Source organism: Roseococcus microcysteis (genome assembly GCF_014764365.1).
Taxonomy (GTDB): Bacteria; Pseudomonadota; Alphaproteobacteria; order Acetobacterales; family Acetobacteraceae; genus Roseococcus; species Roseococcus microcysteis.
Genome location: NZ_CP061718.1, coordinates 3,718,389 through 3,733,554, shown reverse-complemented (window position 1 = coordinate 3,733,554; position 15,166 = coordinate 3,718,389). Strand labels below are relative to the sequence as shown.

At 68.5% G+C, this 15,166-nt stretch carries 26 protein-coding genes and 1 pseudogene; 1 reads left to right on the top strand and 26 read right to left on the bottom strand.

What is annotated here, in order from left to right:
- Window positions 1-12 precede the first annotated feature (12 nt).
- Window positions 13-783, top strand: coding sequence for an SDR family NAD(P)-dependent oxidoreductase (locus tag ICW72_RS18060; RefSeq protein WP_191083943.1), 771 nt, complete (start codon window positions 13-15; stop codon window positions 781-783).
- Here the strand turns inward: ICW72_RS18060 and ICW72_RS18055 are convergent.
- The 26 genes and pseudogenes from ICW72_RS18055 to rplV all read right to left on the bottom strand — a co-directional run bounded on the left by ICW72_RS18055 (window position 740) and on the right by rplV (window position 15,162).
- Window positions 740-1,933: a BaiN/RdsA family NAD(P)/FAD-dependent oxidoreductase gene (locus ICW72_RS18055; protein ID WP_191083942.1), complete on the bottom strand. Its 1,194-nt coding sequence runs from the start codon at window positions 1,931-1,933 to the stop codon at window positions 740-742. The genes ICW72_RS18060 and ICW72_RS18055 overlap by 44 nt on opposite strands.
- A 33-nt stretch (window positions 1,934-1,966) precedes the next feature.
- Window positions 1,967-2,902 (bottom strand): RNA polymerase sigma factor, encoded by a 936-nt coding sequence (locus ICW72_RS18050; protein ID WP_223880668.1) that lies wholly within the window; start codon window positions 2,900-2,902, stop codon window positions 1,967-1,969.
- A 54-nt stretch (window positions 2,903-2,956) separates the two neighbouring features.
- Window positions 2,957-3,112: pseudogene (locus ICW72_RS21435) on the bottom strand (sigma factor); the annotation flags it as partial.
- Window positions 3,113-3,164: 52 nt separating this feature from the next.
- Window positions 3,165-3,500, bottom strand: coding sequence for a YciI family protein (locus tag ICW72_RS18045; RefSeq protein ID WP_191083941.1), 336 nt, complete (start codon window positions 3,498-3,500; stop codon window positions 3,165-3,167).
- Between the two features lie 3 nt (window positions 3,501-3,503).
- The gene (locus ICW72_RS18040) at window positions 3,504-3,857 is read right to left on the bottom strand and encodes a YciI family protein (protein WP_191083940.1); all 354 of its coding nucleotides are present in this window, start codon (window positions 3,855-3,857) and stop codon (window positions 3,504-3,506) included.
- Window positions 3,858-3,996: 139 nt separating this feature from the next.
- Complete coding sequence (gene rplQ, locus ICW72_RS18035; RefSeq protein WP_191083939.1) at window positions 3,997-4,419, bottom strand: 50S ribosomal protein L17; 423 nt, start codon at window positions 4,417-4,419, stop codon at window positions 3,997-3,999.
- Between the two features lie 182 nt (window positions 4,420-4,601).
- Window positions 4,602-5,672, bottom strand: a complete 1,071-nt coding sequence (locus tag ICW72_RS18030; protein WP_191083938.1) for a DNA-directed RNA polymerase subunit alpha — start codon at window positions 5,670-5,672, stop codon at window positions 4,602-4,604.
- Window positions 5,638-6,030 (bottom strand): 30S ribosomal protein S11, encoded by a 393-nt coding sequence (gene rpsK / locus ICW72_RS18025; protein WP_184385343.1) that lies wholly within the window; start codon window positions 6,028-6,030, stop codon window positions 5,638-5,640. Before rpsK ends, ICW72_RS18030 begins: the two co-directional genes overlap by 35 nt.
- A 1-nt stretch (window position 6,031) precedes the next feature.
- Window positions 6,032-6,409, bottom strand: a complete 378-nt coding sequence (gene rpsM, locus ICW72_RS18020; RefSeq protein WP_184385341.1) for a 30S ribosomal protein S13 — start codon at window positions 6,407-6,409, stop codon at window positions 6,032-6,034.
- Between the two features lie 174 nt (window positions 6,410-6,583).
- Window positions 6,584-7,237, bottom strand: a complete 654-nt coding sequence (locus ICW72_RS18015; RefSeq protein ID WP_191083937.1) for an adenylate kinase — start codon at window positions 7,235-7,237, stop codon at window positions 6,584-6,586.
- 10 nt (window positions 7,238-7,247) lie between these two features.
- On the bottom strand, window positions 7,248-8,603 hold the full coding sequence (gene secY / locus ICW72_RS18010; protein WP_191083936.1) for a preprotein translocase subunit SecY: 1,356 nt from the start codon (window positions 8,601-8,603) through the stop codon (window positions 7,248-7,250).
- 111 nt (window positions 8,604-8,714) lie between these two features.
- Complete coding sequence (gene rplO / locus ICW72_RS18005; RefSeq protein ID WP_191083935.1) at window positions 8,715-9,194, bottom strand: 50S ribosomal protein L15; 480 nt, start codon at window positions 9,192-9,194, stop codon at window positions 8,715-8,717.
- A gap of 91 nt (window positions 9,195-9,285) precedes the next feature.
- The gene (gene rpmD, locus ICW72_RS18000) at window positions 9,286-9,474 is read right to left on the bottom strand and encodes a 50S ribosomal protein L30 (protein WP_184385333.1); all 189 of its coding nucleotides are present in this window, start codon (window positions 9,472-9,474) and stop codon (window positions 9,286-9,288) included.
- On the bottom strand, window positions 9,467-10,090 hold the full coding sequence (gene rpsE / locus ICW72_RS17995; protein ID WP_184385332.1) for a 30S ribosomal protein S5: 624 nt from the start codon (window positions 10,088-10,090) through the stop codon (window positions 9,467-9,469). The genes rpmD and rpsE overlap by 8 nt, the downstream gene beginning before the upstream one ends.
- Window positions 10,091-10,108: 18 nt before the next feature.
- Window positions 10,109-10,471: a 50S ribosomal protein L18 gene (gene rplR, locus ICW72_RS17990; protein WP_184385330.1), complete on the bottom strand. Its 363-nt coding sequence runs from the start codon at window positions 10,469-10,471 to the stop codon at window positions 10,109-10,111.
- Window positions 10,471-11,004 carry a 50S ribosomal protein L6 gene (gene rplF / locus ICW72_RS17985; RefSeq protein ID WP_191083934.1) on the bottom strand — a complete coding sequence of 178 codons (534 nt, stop codon included), beginning with the start codon at window positions 11,002-11,004 and terminating at the stop codon, window positions 10,471-10,473. The genes rplR and rplF overlap by 1 nt, the downstream gene beginning before the upstream one ends.
- A 12-nt stretch (window positions 11,005-11,016) precedes the next feature.
- Window positions 11,017-11,415 carry a 30S ribosomal protein S8 gene (rpsH, locus tag ICW72_RS17980; RefSeq protein ID WP_184385326.1) on the bottom strand — a complete coding sequence of 133 codons (399 nt, stop codon included), beginning with the start codon at window positions 11,413-11,415 and terminating at the stop codon, window positions 11,017-11,019.
- 10 nt (window positions 11,416-11,425) lie between these two features.
- Entirely contained in the window at window positions 11,426-11,731 is a 306-nt protein-coding gene (rpsN, locus tag ICW72_RS17975) for a 30S ribosomal protein S14 (protein ID WP_184385324.1), read from the bottom strand.
- Between the two features lie 55 nt (window positions 11,732-11,786).
- Window positions 11,787-12,329 carry a 50S ribosomal protein L5 gene (rplE, locus tag ICW72_RS17970; protein WP_184385561.1) on the bottom strand — a complete coding sequence of 181 codons (543 nt, stop codon included), beginning with the start codon at window positions 12,327-12,329 and terminating at the stop codon, window positions 11,787-11,789.
- A gap of 128 nt (window positions 12,330-12,457) precedes the next feature.
- Window positions 12,458-12,778 (bottom strand): 50S ribosomal protein L24, encoded by a 321-nt coding sequence (gene rplX / locus ICW72_RS17965; protein WP_191083933.1) that lies wholly within the window; start codon window positions 12,776-12,778, stop codon window positions 12,458-12,460.
- A 1-nt stretch (window position 12,779) separates the two neighbouring features.
- The gene (rplN, locus tag ICW72_RS17960; protein ID WP_191083932.1) at window positions 12,780-13,148 is read right to left on the bottom strand and encodes a 50S ribosomal protein L14; all 369 of its coding nucleotides are present in this window, start codon (window positions 13,146-13,148) and stop codon (window positions 12,780-12,782) included.
- The gene (gene rpsQ, locus ICW72_RS17955) at window positions 13,145-13,408 is read right to left on the bottom strand and encodes a 30S ribosomal protein S17 (RefSeq protein WP_184385317.1); all 264 of its coding nucleotides are present in this window, start codon (window positions 13,406-13,408) and stop codon (window positions 13,145-13,147) included. Before rpsQ ends, rplN begins: the two co-directional genes overlap by 4 nt.
- A gap of 15 nt (window positions 13,409-13,423) precedes the next feature.
- Entirely contained in the window at window positions 13,424-13,636 is a 213-nt protein-coding gene (gene rpmC / locus ICW72_RS17950; protein WP_184385315.1) for a 50S ribosomal protein L29, read from the bottom strand.
- A 5-nt stretch (window positions 13,637-13,641) separates the two neighbouring features.
- Window positions 13,642-14,067 carry a 50S ribosomal protein L16 gene (gene rplP / locus ICW72_RS17945; protein WP_184385313.1) on the bottom strand — a complete coding sequence of 142 codons (426 nt, stop codon included), beginning with the start codon at window positions 14,065-14,067 and terminating at the stop codon, window positions 13,642-13,644.
- Between the two features lie 12 nt (window positions 14,068-14,079).
- The gene (gene rpsC / locus ICW72_RS17940) at window positions 14,080-14,757 is read right to left on the bottom strand and encodes a 30S ribosomal protein S3 (RefSeq protein ID WP_184385311.1); all 678 of its coding nucleotides are present in this window, start codon (window positions 14,755-14,757) and stop codon (window positions 14,080-14,082) included.
- Window positions 14,758-15,162 (bottom strand): 50S ribosomal protein L22, encoded by a 405-nt coding sequence (gene rplV / locus ICW72_RS17935; RefSeq protein ID WP_191083931.1) that lies wholly within the window; start codon window positions 15,160-15,162, stop codon window positions 14,758-14,760. It abuts the gene before it with no gap.
- Window positions 15,163-15,166 lie beyond the last annotated feature (4 nt).

The window sequence follows — 15,166 nt, the reverse complement described above, 5'->3', positions numbered from 1 at the left end:
GGGAGTCCAGCGATGCCCTTCGACCATGTGCTGATCACGGGCGCTTCCTCCGGCCTGGGGGCGGCGCTGGCGCGCGCCGTCTCGCGGCCTGGCGCCACGCTGCACCTTGGCGCCCGCCGTGCCGAGGTGCTGGAGGCCGTGGCGGAATCCTGCCGCGCCCTGGGCGCCGAGGTCCATACGCGCTGCGTGGATGTGCGCGACGGCGCGGCCATGGATGACTGGATTCTTCACGCGGGGCGGCTGGACCTGGTCATCGCCAATGCGGGCGTCAGCGCCGGCACGGGCCACGCGACCGAGGCCGCGACCGCCGCGCGCGACATCTTCGAGACGAATATCCTGGGCGCCATGAACACCACCCTGCCCGCCCTGCAGGTGATGGCCGAACAGACGCCCGGCCCCGATGGATGGCGCGGGCATGTGGCGGTGGTGGCCTCGCTGGCGGCCTTCGTGGCCGGCCCCTCCGCCCCCGCCTACAGCGCCAGCAAGGCCACGGTGCAGCGCTGGACCGAGGCACGGGACGCCACCGAGCGCGCGCGCGGCATCCGGCTGCACGCGGTCTGCCCCGGCTTCGTCCGCACCGCGATGACCGAGCGCAACGCCTTCCCCATGCCCTGGCTGATGACGGCCGAGCAGGCGGCGGCGCGCACGCTGAAGGGAATCGAGCGGGGGAAGCTGCGCATCGTCTACCCGCGCCGCCTTTACGTGATCTCGCGGATCGTGGGCGCCTTGCCGCCGGGGCTCAGGAACCGGCTGATGTCGCTGGTGCCGCCCAAGGCGATCTGAGCCAGTCCAGCGCCCCCCGCCCCGCCGCCTGGCCGGTGGCGAAGCATCCTTGCAGCAGGTAGCCGCCCGTGGGGGCCTCCCAGTCCAGCATCTCGCCGGCGCAGAAGATGCCGGGGCGGTCGCGCAGCATCAGGCGCGGGTCAAGCTCCTCCCAGCGCAGCCCGCCCGCCGTCGAGATGGCGCGGGCCAGGCCCATGGGCGCCTCCAGCCGGAGAGGCAGCGCCTTCACCAATCCCGCGATGTCCTCCCGCCGGGCGCCGGCGCGCAACGCCTCCTGCACCAGCCCGGCGGCGACCGGGGCAAGACCCGCGCGGCGCAGCCGGTTGGCCAGGGATTGCGCGCCAGCGCCCAGCCGGGCGCGTAGCGTGGCGAGGTCGAGGTCGGGCCTCAGGTCGAGGCTGATGGTGGTGGGGGTGGCCGCGCGCAGGGTGGCCGCCGCGGCATAGACGACGCCGCCCTCGATGCCGCGCGCCGAGACCATCGCCTCGCCGCGCCAGGACTGACCGCGCGCGTTGAGCGCGATGCGCTTCAGCGGCGTCCCGGCGAAACGCTCCGCGAAGGGTGCGGACCATGCGACCTCGAAGCCCATGTTCGCGGGCGCGAGGGGCGCGACGGCCGCTGCGGGAAAGGCCCCGACCCAGGCGCCGTCGCTGCCCAGTTGCGGCCAGGACGCACCGCCGCAGGCCAGGATGACGGCATCGGCCGCCACTTCGCCCTGGTCGAAGCGCAGGGTGGTGCCCGTCCCGAAGCCCCGCCAGCGCCAGCCGGCCTGGAGCGCGACGCCCAGCGCCTCCAGCCGCCGCAGCCAGGCACGCAGCAAGGGCGAAGCCTTCATCGCCACCGGGAAGACGCGGCCCGAACTGCCGGTGAAGACCGGCTGACCCAGCGCCTCGCACCAGGCGATGAGCGCCTGGGGTGGGAAGGCCTCGATGAAGGCGCGCATGGGCGCGGGATAGCGGGTGAGGAAGCGCGGCAGGGCCTCGCTGTGGGTCAGGTTCAACCCACCCCGCCCCGCCAGCAGGAATTTGCGGCCCGGCCGGGCCATGGCGTCATAGACCGTGACGCGCGCGCCGCCCTGGGCCAGAATCTCCGCGGCCATGAGGCCCGCGGGGCCGGCGCCCACCACGGCGACCGTCTTGGATATTGTCATGCGGCGGACCATCCGCGCGATGGGCGGGCTTGTCTATGCGGATTGGAACAGGCCAGCCAGCAGGAACGCGCGCACGGCGGGATCCTCGGTCAACGCCGCCGCACGCCGTGCCGCCTCCCGCGCGCCTGAGGCATCCCCCAGCAGGGCCATGACACGGGCCCGCGTGGCCCACCAGGGTTGGTGCCGCGCGAGCTCAGGCTCCAGGGCATCCAGCGCCGTGCGGGCGGCAGCCGGATACCCGGCCTCGGCCAGGGCAGCGGCGCGGGCGACCAGCACCCCGGCCGTGGGCGCGATGTCCGCCAAGGCGTCGTAGAGCGCGAGCAGGGCGCCGTCCGCCCGTTGCCCCGTCAGGCGAGCGGAGATGTGGAAGGATTGGATCGCCGCCTCGAGCTGGAAGCGCCCCAAGGTCCCGGCCCTGGCGGCTTCGCGCAACAGCGCCTCCGCCTCGGCCATCATGGGGTGTGACCATAGTGCCGTGTCCTGCTCCGAGAGCGGAACATAGGCGCCACCACTCCGCCTTGCCGGGCGCCGCGCCTCGGCATGGAGCATCATGGCGAGCAGGCCGCGCGCCTCGGGATCGGGGCTGAGAGCCACCACGACACGGGCGAGCCAGATCGCCTCCTCCGCCAATCCGCGCACCGCGGCATCGGCCCCGGAGACATCCGCCCAACCCGTGCCATAGGCGCCGTAGATGCCCTCCAACACAGAGGCGAGGCGGGTCGGCAGCGCCTCCGGCCCTGGCAGTTCGAAGGGGATGCCCGCGGTGCGGATCCGCGCTTTGGCACGAACCAGGCGCTGCGCCATGGCCGCGGGTGAAGTCAGGTAGCAGGAGGCGATGCGCGCCGCATCGAGGCCCAGCACCGTCTGAAGCATCAACGGCGCGCGGGCCTCCGCCGCGATGGCGGAGTGTGCGCAGACCAGCATGAGCTGCAGTCGCCGGTCCGGCAATTCCTCCGGTGAATCGGGCATGGCGAGCCATTCCAGCGCGACACGTGCCCCATCCGCCACGCCGCGGTGGCGCCGGGCATGCCCAAGCCTGCGCCGGGCGACCGTGAGCAGCCACGCCTCAGGCCGATCCGGCACACCCGTCCCTGGCCAATGGCGCAAGGCGGATTGGAAGGCATCGGACAAAGCGTCCTCGGCGGCCGCCACGTCACCGGTGCGGGCGGCCAGCAGGGCGACGAGGCGACCATAGGCCCCCGCGCCGCCTGCTCAGCCGCCCGGGCCGCACTCACGCAGGAGGCGGCAGCAGAGGGCGGATTTCGACCGCCCCGTCGATGGCGCCCGGGCAACGGGCCGCCCACTCCACCGCGGCGGCCATGTCGGGTACCTCGATCACCACGAAGCCAGCCAGTTGCTCAGGGCTGTCGGCATAGGGGCCGTCCTGAACGTGGCGGACGCCATCCTTGAGGCGCAGCGTGGTGGCGGCATCCGGCGCGGCCAGGCGTTGTCCACCCCGCATCACGCCGGCGGTCCTCATCGCATCCATATAGGCGGTCCAGGCGGCGAGGGTGGCGGCGACGCCCATGCGCCCGGGAGGCTGGGCGAAAAGCAGCATGGCCTGCATGGGTCAGCCCCCCGCCGGGAGGATGGGACGGATTTCGACGGCCCCGGCCCCGGCGCAGGGCGCACGGGCCGCCCATTCCAGCGCGGCATCGAGGTTGGGCACATCCAGCAGCACATAGCCGCCCAGTTGTTCCTCGCTGTCGGCAAAGGGGCCGGTCTGCACCAGGCGCTCCGCACCACGCAGACGCAGCGTGGTGCCTGCTTCGGGCGGCAGCAGCCCAGCGCCACCGCGCATGACACCCGCGGCTTGCAGGGCCTCCATGTAGGCGCTCCAGGCACCCCAATAGGCGGGAGCATCCTGGGTCTCGCGGCGGCCTCGCTCGGCGGGCGTCTCCGCGAACAGCATCACGTATTCCATGGTGTCTTCTCCGGTTCAGGGTGAGGGCGAATGCCCTCGACACCATGAGCCGCTGGCCCAGCCTATCTCGACAGGCGGCCATAAAAAAAGGCGAGGGTTGCCCCCTCGCCTTTCTTGCCCGCAGGACGGAGTGTCAGCTTTACGCCGCCTCCTGCGCCTCGTCCTTCTCGGCCACCGGCCCGCTGTCCTGGCCCTTGGCGGCGGGGTCACGGTCCACCAGTTCGATCACGGCCATGGGGGCGGCGTCGCCATAGCGGAAGCCGGCCTTCAGCACGCGGGTGTAGCCACCCTGGCGCGTCTTGTAGCGGTCCGCGATGGTGGTGAAGAGCTTGTCCACCACCTTCTGGTCCATGATCACCGCATAGGCCTGACGGCGGGCGTGCAGGTCGCCGCGCTTGCCCAGCGTGATGATGCGCTCCACGTAGGGGCGCAGCTCCTTCGCCTTGGGCAGCGTGGTCTTGATCTGCTCGTGCTTGATCAAGCTCGTCGCCATGTTGCGGAACATGGCGGCGCGGTGCGTCGAGGTGACGCCCAGCTTCCGATTGGCCATACCGTGACGCATCACACCACTCCATCAGCGCCCATCGGGGCGAACAGTTCGTATCACACCAGCGGCCCAGCCGGGCCACCACTTATTGAGTATCCGGCCACAAGGTGGCCGGCGCCGCCCAACTGCCCTCCCCGCCCACGCACCAGTGGCGCGGCGGAAGCCCAGCGCGCGAAGCGCGCCGGCGCCTGAGGCGGTTAAAACGGCTCTTCGACCTTCTTCGCCAGATCCTCGACGTTCTCGGGCGGCCAGCCGGTGATGGGCATGCCGAGCGCGAGACCCATCGAGGCCAGCACTTCCTTGATTTCGTTCAGCGACTTGCGGCCGAAGTTCGGCGTGCGGAGCATTTCCTGCTCGGTCTTCTGAACGAGGTCGCCGATGTAGACGATGTTGTCGTTCTTCAGGCAGTTCGCGCTGCGGACCGACAATTCCAGCTCATCCACCTTGCGAAGCAGGTTGCGGTTGAAGGGCAGGTCGTCATGCACCTCCTCGCGCGCTTTTTCGCGGGGCTCTTCGAAGGTGACGAAGAGGGCCAGCTGGTCCTGCAGGATTCGGGCGGCGAGCGCCACGGCATCCTCGGGCACCAGCGTGCCATTCGTCTCCACCGAGATCACCAGGCGGTCATAGTCGGTCACCTGGCCCACGCGGGTGGGTTCCACCCGGTAGGACACCTTGCGGACCGGCGAGTAGATGGCATCCACCGGGATCATCCCGATGGGCGCATCCTCGGCGCGGTTCATGGCGGCGGGGACATAGCCGCGGCCGGTGCCGATCATCAGCTCCATGGAGAGCTTGGCGCCATCGTCCAGCGTGCAGATGACCAGCTCCGGGTTCGCGATCTCGATGTCGCCCGTCGTCTGGATCTGGCCCGCCGTCACCTCGCCAGGACCGGTGGCCGTGAGCATCAGGCGCTTGGTGCCCTCACCCTGGTAACGGATGGCGAGCTGCTTGAGGTTCAGGATGATGTCGGTGACATCCTCCCGCGCGCCGGTGAGGCTGCTGAATTCGTGCAGCACGCCGTCAATCTTCACGCCCGTGACGGCCGCCCCCTGCAGCGAGGACAGCAGCACGCGGCGCAGCGCGTTGCCGAGCGTCATGCCGAAGCCGCGCTCCAGCGGCTCCGCCACCAGGGTGGCCTGGCGGAGATCGGCAGAGCCGGACTCCACGAGGAGCTTTTCCGGCTTGATCAGCGATTGCCAGTTGCGTTCGAGCAAAGGGGCAGGCTCCTTGGCGTCAGACCCGCCGACGCTTGCGCGGGCGGCAGCCATTGTGCGGGATGGGCGTCACGTCGCGGATGGCGGTGACGTGGAAACCCACGGATTGCAGGGCGCGCAGCGCCGATTCGCGGCCCGAGCCAGGGCCCGACACCTCGACCTCGACGGTCTCCATGCCGTGCTCACGCGCCTTCATGCCGGCATCTTCAGCAGCCATCTGCGCGGCGTAAGGCGTGCTCTTGCGGCTGCCCTTGAAACCCTTGGACCCGGAGGAGGACCACGCGATGGCGTTGCCCTGCGCGTCCGTGATGGTCACGATGGTGTTGTTGAAGGTGGCAAGCACATGCGCCACGCCGGAGCTGATGTTCTTGCGCTCCTTCTTGCGGGGGCGCGAGCTGGGCTGACGGGCCATCTTACTTGGTCACCTTCTTCTTGCCGGCCACGGGCACGGCCTTGCCCTTGCGGGTGCGGGCATTGGTGTGCGTGCGCTGGCCGCGCACCGGCAGGCCACGGCGATGACGCAGGCCGCGATAGCAGGCCATGTCCATGAGGCGCTTGATGTTCATCGCGTTCTCACGGCGGAGGTCACCCTCCACGCGGAAATCGCGGTCGATCACCTCGCGCAGCTTCATGATCTCGTCATCGGTGAGCTGGTTCACGCGACGCTCATCCGGAATGCCGACGGTCGCGCAGATTTGCTTCGCGTTCTGCGGGCCGATGCCAAAAATATAGCGCAGCGAGATCACCACGCGCTTGTTCGGGGGAATGTTCACGCCAGCGATGCGCGCCACGTTGCAGCTCCTGCAGCCCCCTCGGGGACCGTCCCTTGATGCGCCCGCCCCATGGGAGATGACCCATGGGTGAGCAATTCCTTCGTCCACAAATGCCGAGCGCGGCCGAAGGCTGCCGAACACGACACGCCCCGCCCGCAAGAGCGGAGGCAATAGAGCGAGCCCTGCGCGCCGTCAAGCGCCTGGGCTGAGAATCTTCGACAGCGCCGCCGTCACATCGGCCATCTCGGCCATGCCGTCCACGCTGCTCAACTTGCCCTGCGCCGCGTAGTAGGGCAGCAGCGGAGCGGTCTGCTTGTGATAGGCGGCCAGCCTGGCGCCCACCGTCTCCGCGCGGTCATCCGCGCGGCGGGTGAATTCCGTGCCGCCACAGACGTCACACACGCCGGCCACCTTCGGCGGCTTGAAGCTGTCGTGGTAGCCCTCGCCGCAAGACGCGCAGGTGAACCGGCCGGAGATGCGCTCCACCAGCGCCGCGTCATCCACCCGCAGTTCGATCACATGGTCGAGCGTCAGGCCGTTCTCCCGCAGCACCTCGTCCAGCGCGCCAGCCTGAGGCACGGTGCGCGGGAAGCCGTCCAGGATAAAGCCCTTCTGGGCGTCCGGCCGCTGCACCCGGGCCACGATCATGGCCGTGATGAGCTTGTCCGGCACCAATTCGCCGCGCTCCATGATCTCCTTGGCCTGGCGGCCGATCTCTGAGCCCGCCTTCACCTCGGCGCGCAGCATGTCGCCCGTCGAGATCTGGACGACGCCGAAGCGTTCCTCCAGCCGCTTGGCCTGGGTGCCTTTGCCGGCACCGGGTGGGCCCAGGAGAATCAGGTTCATCACTTCCTCCTCACCGCGGCCTCGGGCCGCGTCCGCCCAGCCGGGCCTTCTTGATCAGGCCCTCATATTGATGGGCGAAGAGATGAGACTGAACCTGCGCCACCGTGTCCATCGTTACCGTCACGATGATGAGCAGAGAGGTGCCACCAAAGTAGAAAGGCACGCCATAATTCGAGATCAATATCTCGGGGATCAGGCAGACAATGACCAGGTAGATGGCGCCCACCACCGTCAACCGCGTCAGCGTGCGGTCCAGATAGTCGGCCGTGTGCTGGCCTGGCCGGATACCAGGAACGAATCCGCCATACTTCTTCAAATTGTCGGCCGTCTCGGCCGGGTTGAAGACCACCGCCGTGTAGAAGAAGGCGAAGAACACGATCAGCGCCATATATAGGCCCATATACATGGGCTGCCCATGGGCCAGTAGGTTCGTGATCCAGTTCAGCCAGCCCTCGGCCCCGGGCTCCGCGCTTAAGCCGGCCACGGTCGCGGGCAGCAGCAGCAGCGAGGAGGCGAAGATGGGCGGGATCACGCCCGCGGTGTTCAGCTTCAGCGGCAGATGCGTCGCCTCGCCGCCGAACATGCGATTGCCCACCTGGCGCTTCGGATACTGGACGGGAATGCGGCGCTGGGCGCGCTCCACATAGACCACGCCGAAGATGACCGCGAGCGCCGCCAGCAGGAAGAAGATGATGAAGAAGGTGGAGAGCGCGCCGGTCCGCCCCAGCTCCAGCGTGGAGATCAGCGCCGAGGGCAGGTTCGCCACGATGCCGGCGAAGATGATGAGGCTGATGCCGTTGCCGACCCCGCGCGCCGTGATCTGCTCACCCAGCCACATCAGGAACATGGTCCCGCCGGTGAGGGTGATGACGCAGGAGATGCGGAAGAACATGCCCGGATCGGCCACCGCCGGCCCCGAGGCCCCGCGCATCGCCTCCAGCCCCACCGAAATACCATAGGCCTGGATGATGGCGATGAAGAGCGTGAGATAGCGGGTGTACTGGTTGAGCTTCTTGCGCCCCGCCTCGCCTTCCTTCTTGAGCTGTTCCCAGGAAGGAATGGCCGCCGTCATCAGCTGCACGATGATCGAGGCGGAGATGTAGGGCATGATGTTCAGCGCGAACACCGTCATGCGCCCCAGCGCACCGCCCGAGAACATGTCGAACATGCCCAGGATGCCGCCGCCATGCTGGCGCAGCATCTCGCCCATGACGGCCGCGTCCACGCCTGGCACCGGCACATAGGTGCCGATTCGGTAGACAATCAGCGCGCCCAGCGTGAACCAGATGCGTTTCTTGAGTTCCGTCGCCTTGGCCAGCACACCGAAGTTGAGGCTGGAAGCAAGCTGATCGGTGGCCGAAGCCATGCGTGACATCCCCCGCTGGTCAGACCGGACGCCGGGCGCACATGGCCCGGGCGCACGCCCATATCAATCGCGCCGCCCCCGCGCGGATCACGCGTGGCGCCGCGCGGCCGATCACTCGGCCGCGGCAGCCTCGGGGAGGATCACCTTGCCGCCCGCCGCCTCCATGGCGGCCAGCGCCGTGGCCGAGGCGCCGGAGACGCTGATCTCGACCGCACGGGTGATCTCGCCACGGCCCAGGAGGCGCACGCCCACATACTTGCCGCTGCGCGCCACGATGCCGGCCTCGCGCAGCATCGCCTCGGTGATCACGCCCGACGCCGGCAGCTTGCCGGCCTCGATCGCCGCGTCCAGCACGCCGATGTTCAAGGGCGCATAATCCTTGCGGAAGATGTTCTTGAAGCCGCGCTTGGGCATACGCCGATAGATCGGGAGCTGACCGCCCTCGAACCCGTTCAGCGACACGCCCGTACGCGCCTTCTGGCCCTTCACGCCGCGGCCGCCGGTCTTGCCCTTGCCGGAGCCGATCCCGCGCCCGATGCGCTTGAACTTGGGCCGCGCGCCCTCGTTGTCGCGCAATTCGTTGAGCTTCATGACACTCTCCAATGACCGGCCGGGTGGGCCTCCGCGCCCTCGCGCCCCGGCCGCCGTTCGGATGATATACCTTGGGGAAGGCTGACCGTGGTCAGCCTTCCACCTTCACCAGATGCGCGACCTTGCGGATCATGCCGCGCACCGCGGGCGTGTCCTCCAGCTCGCGCGAGCGGTTGATCTTGTTCAGGCCGAGACCCTTCAGCGTGTCCTGCTGGCCGGGCTTGCGCCCATTGCCGGACGCGACCTGGGTCACGCGCACCGTCTTCTTCGCATCAGACATTGGCCGCCTCCTGGACCTCGGCACCGTCCTTGCGGGGGCCCAGCAGGTCCGACACCTTCTTGCCGCGGCGGGTCGCCACGCTGCGCGGGCTGGTCGCCCGGGTCAGCGCCGCGAAGGTCGCCTTCACCATGTTGTGCGGGTTCGTCGTGCCCGTGCACTTCGCCACCACGTCGCCCATGCCCAGCGTCTCGAAGACGGCGCGCATGGGGCCACCCGCGATGATGCCCGTACCGGCCGGGGCCGCGCGCAGGATCACGCGGCCGGCGCCGAACTCGCCGATCACGTCATGATGCAGGGTGCGGCCCTCGCGCATCGGCACGCGGACCATGCCGCGCTTCGCACGCTCGGTCGCCTTGCGGATGGCCTCGGGCACCTCGCGCGCCTTGCCGGAACCCCAGCCCACGCGGCCCTTCTGGTCACCCACGACCACCAGCGCGGCGAAGCTGAAGCGACGCCCGCCCTTCACCACCTTGGCGACGCGGTTGATGGTGACCAGCTTGTCCTGCAGCTCGTCGCCCTGGTCGCGCTCGGGCTGGTTGCGATTCTGGTCGCGGTCGCGGCCACGGCCGCGCCCCCGGTTCTCGCCTTCGCCGCCGCTTCGCGGTTCACGTGCCATATGCTCTCTCCCCGCGCGTCAGAAGGACAGACCGCCCTCACGGGCGGCGTCCGCCAGCGCTTTCACGCGGCCATGATACAGATAAGGGCCGCGGTCGAAGACCACGGCGGAAACGCCGGCCGCGAGCGCACGCTCGGCCACCAGCTTGCCAACCGTCACCGCCGCGTCCTTGTCCGCGCCGGTCTTGAGGCTGTCGCGCAGCGTCTTCTCGAGCGAGGAGGCCGCGGCCACCGTGCGACCCGCCGCGTCGTCGATCACCTGCGCATAGATGTGCCGGCCGGAGCGGAAGACGGACAGGCGCGCACGCCCGCCGCCCTTGACCTTGAGCTGGTAGCGGAGCCGCGCGCGGCGCCGTTCCTGCAGAGCAAGCTTCTTGGGCATTACTTCTTCTTCCCCTCCTTACGGAGGATGACCTCGTTGTCGTACTTGATGCCCTTGCCCTTGTAGGGCTCGGGACCACGATAGCCGCGGATTTCCGCCGCCACCTGGCCGACCTTCTGCTTGTCGATCCCTTCCACCTTCACGGCGGTCGGACGCTCGCAAGTGATCTTGATGCCGGCCGGGGCGGGATAGCGGATTTCGTGGCTGTAGCCCAGGTTCAGCACCAGGTCATTGCCCTGCATCGCGGCCTTGTAGCCGGTGCCGGTGATTTCCATGGACTTGGTGTAGCCAACGGAAACGCCCTTCACCATGCCTTCGACCAGGCTGCGCGTCGTGCCCCAGAGGGTGCGCGCGCGCCGGTCCTCGCCGCGGGGGGAGACGGCCACCTGATCGGGGCTGATCTCCACATCCACGAACTCGGTCAGCTCGAGCGAGAGTTCGCCCAGCTTGCCCTTGGCCTTCAGCGTCCGGCCGGCCAGCGTCACCTGGACGCCAGCGGGAACGGGAACGGGATACTTACCAACGCGAGACATGCCGCACCCCCATCAGAACACGCGGCAGAGGACTTCGCCGCCAACATTGGCAGCGCGGGCCTCGGTGTCGCTCATCACGCCGCGGGGCGTGGACAGGATCTGGATGCCGAGGCCGTTGTAGAACTTCGGCAGTTCCTTGATCTTCGAATAGACGCGCCGGCCGGGCTTGGAGACGCGGCTGATTTCCTTGATGGCGGGCTCGCCCTCGGAATACTTCAGCTCGATCTCGATCTGGCTGATGCCGGGACGCAGCTCTTCCACGCGCCAGGCGCGGATATAGCCTTCGCGCTTCAGCACGTCGAGCACATCGGTCTTCAACCGGCTGGCCGGCGCCAGGCACTTGGTCTGGCGCGCGCCATGCGCGTTGCGGATGCGGGTGAGCAGGTCGCCCAACGGGTCGGACATGGACATGGGCCGCTCCTTACCAGCTTGCCTTGACCACACCGGGGAGCTGGCCCTTGTTGGCCAGATCCCGCAGCTGGTTGCGGCAGAGCTTGAACTTCCGATAATTGCCGCGCGGACGCCCGGTCACCTCGCAGCGCAGGCGGATGCGCACCTTGGCCGCGTTGCGCGGCATCTGCGCGAGGCGCAGCGTCGCGTCGAAGCGGTCCTCGATGGGCGCGTCACGGTCCATCACGACAGCCTTCAGGGCGGCGCGCTTCTTGGCGTGCTGCCCCGCGAGCTTCTCGCGGCGCTTGTTCTTCTCGACGGAAGAGGTCTTGGCCATAGGGTCTGTGGTCCTTTGGAACCTGCGGGCTTTCACCCGCGGTTTTCCCGGTTGATCAGTTGGTGAAGGGGAGGTCGAAAGCCTTCAGCAGAGCCTTGGCTTCCTTGTCCGTCTTCGCCGTCGTGACGAACACGATGTCCATGCCGCGCACCGCGTCCACCTTGTCATAGTTGATTTCGGGGAACACGATCTGCTCCTTCAGGCCCAGGGCGTAGTTGCCCCGGCCATCGAAGCCCTTGTTGCCCGGCAGCCCGCGGAAGTCACGCACGCGCGGGAGCGCGATGGTGACCAGGCGGTCCAGGAACTCGTACATGCGCGCCTTGCGCAGCGTGACCTTGCAGCCGATCGCCTGGCCTTCGCGGATCTTGAAGCCCGCGATCGCCTTCTTCGCATGGGTGCGAACCGGCTTCTGGCCCGAGATCATCGTCAGGTCGGCCACCGCCGCGTCCAGCTTCTTCTGGTCCGCCGCGGCTTCGCCCACGCCCATGTTGATCACGATCTTCTCGAGCTTGGGCACCTGCATCGGGTTCTCATAGGAGAACTCCTTCTGCATGGCCGGGCGCACGACATCGGCATAGAGCTTCTGCAGCCGCGCCATCTCGGGCGGAATGGCGACGGCGGGCCCGGGGGCCGCGGGCACCATGTCGCCACGGCGCGAGGAGCCCTCGGCCGCATCGGGCTTCTTGCCCTGGGCCGGCGCCTTGCCGCCCTTGTTCTTCGTCCCGCTCATGCGTCGAGCACCTCACCAGAGCCCTTGGCGACGCGCACCTTCTTCCCATCCTCGAGGATGCGGAAACCGACGCGCGTGGGCTTGTCCGTCTTCGGGTCAATCAGCGCCAGGTTGGAGAGCTGGATCGGCGCCTCCTTGGAGACGATGCCGCCCGTCTCGCCCACCCGGGTCTGCTTGGTATGCTTCTTCACCAGGTTCACGCCCTGCACCAGCGCGCGGCCCTCGGTCGGCGTCACGCGCAGCACTTCACCGCGCTTGCCCTTGTCGCGGCCGGTCAGCACCTGAACCCGGTCGCCCTTCTTGATCTTCGCCGCCATGTTACAGCACCTCCGGCGCCAGCGAGATGATCTTCATGAACTTGCGCGCACGCAGCTCACGCACCACCGGGCCGAAGATGCGCGTGCCGATCGGCTCGCCCGCCTTGTTGATCAGCACGGCCGCGTTGCGGTCGAAGCGGATCGCGGAGCCATCGGAGCGGCGCACCGGGTAGGCCGTGCGCACGATGACCGCGCGCTCGACCGAGCCCTTCTTCACCTTGCCGCGGGGAATGGCTTCCTGCACGGCCACCACGATGATGTCGCCCACCGAGGCGGTGCGGCGCTTCGAGCCGCCCAGCACCTTGATGCACTGCACCCGACGCGCGCCCGAGTTGTCGGCGACGTCCAGGTTGCTCTCGACGGAGATCATGCCTGCGCTCCCTCAGCCACGGCTTCGCCGTTGCGGGCAACGACCGTCCAGCTCTTGCGCTTGGACAGCGGAGGGCATTCCTGGATGGACACCAGGTCGCCTTCCTTGCACAGGTTTTCCTCGTCATGCGCCGCATACTTCTTCGAGCGGCGGATGAACTTCTTGTAGAGCGGATGCATCACGCGACGCTCGACCAAGACGGTGATCGTCTTGTCCATCTTGTCACTGACGACCCGGCCCGTGAGGACTCGCTTCGGCATTGCCGTGGTCTCCTCTTAAGCCTTGTTGGAGGAAGCCGCGCGCGAACGCTCGGCCATGATGGTCTTCACGCGCGCGATGTCGCGGCGGACGGCCTTGATGCGGCCCAGCGCCTCGAGCTGGCCGGTGGCCCGCTGGAAGCGCAGGTTGAACTGCTCCTTGCGGAGGTCCAGCAGCATCCCGTTCAGCTCGTCGCCGGACTTCGCGCGGATATCCACGATCTTCGTCATCGCCCTCAGGCCTCCGCCGCCGCGCCGAGGCGCGTGACCATCTTGGTCCGGATGGGCAGCTTCGCCGCGCCGAGGTCGAGCGCTTCACGCGCCACCTCGACGGGTACGCCGTCAATCTCGAACATGATGCGGCCGGGTTTCACCCGGGCCACCCAGTATTCGGGCGCGCCCTTGCCCGAGCCCATGCGGACTTCCGCGGGCTTGGTCGAGACGGGCACGTCCGGGAAGATGCGGATCCACACCCGGCCCTGGCGCTTCATGGCGCGCGTGATCGCACGGCGGGCCGCCTCGATCTGGCGGGCCGTCACACGCTCGGGCTCCAGCGCCTTCAGGCCATAGCCGCCGAAGGTCAGGGTGAAGCCACCCTTGGCATCACCCTTGATCCGGCCCTTGTGGGCCTTCCGGAATTTGGTTCGCTTAGGCTGCAGCATTGCTCACAATCCTTACCGCTGCGGCGCTTGTTCTTGCGCCCGGCGGTCCTGCGCCATCGGGTCATGGGCCATGATCTCGCCCTTGAAGATCCAGACCTTCACACCGCAGGTGCCATAGGTCGTCTTCGCGGTCGCGATCCCGTAGTCGATGTCCGCGCGCAGCGTGTGCAGGGGCACGCGGCCCTCGCGGTACCACTCCATGCGCGCGATCTCGGCGCCGCCCAGGCGGCCGGAGCAGTTGATCCGGATGCCCAGCGCGCCCAGGCGCATGGCGGACTGCACCGCGCGCTTCATGGCGCGGCGGAAGGCCACGCGACGCTCGAGCTGCTGCGCAATGCTCTCGGCCACCAGGGTGGCGTCCAGCTCGGGCTTGCGGATCTCGAGGATGTTCAGCGACACCTCGGCGCCGGCGCGCACGCTCAGTTCCTTGCGGAGCTGGTCGATGTCCGCGCCCTTCTTGCCGATGACGACGCCAGGCCGCGCAGCATGGATGGTCACGCGCGGCTTCTTCGCCGGACGCTCCACCACCACCTTCGACACGCCGGCGGACTTCAGGCGGTCCTTCAGCGTCTCGCGCAGCTTGAGGTCGTCATGGAGCAGGCGCGCATAGTCGCGGCCGGCGAACCAGCGGCTGTCCCAGGTGCGGTTGATACCGAGCCGGAGGCCGATCGGATTGACTTTATGACCCATTTACGCGGCCTCCGCTTCGCTCTTCGCCTTCGCCACCTGCTGCTCCGCCACCACGATCTTGAGGTGGCTGAACCACTTCTCGATGCGGGAGGACTTGCCGCGGCCACGGGCGTGGAAGCGCTTCATGACGATGGCACGGCCCACCTCGGCGTGGCTGACGACCAGGCGGTCCACGTCGAGCTGGTGGTTGTTCTCGGCATTGGCGATGGCGCTCTCGAGCGTCTTCTTCACCGTCTGCGCGATGCGGCGCTTGCTGAAGGTCAGCGTCGCGACGGCATCCTGCGCCTTCGCGCCACGGATCATCGCGGCCACTTCGTTCAGCTTGCGCGGGCTCACGCGGATATTCCGCGTGACCGCCTGCGCCTCGGAATCCGTGAGACCACGGGGGTGTTGGGGCTTGCTCATCGGC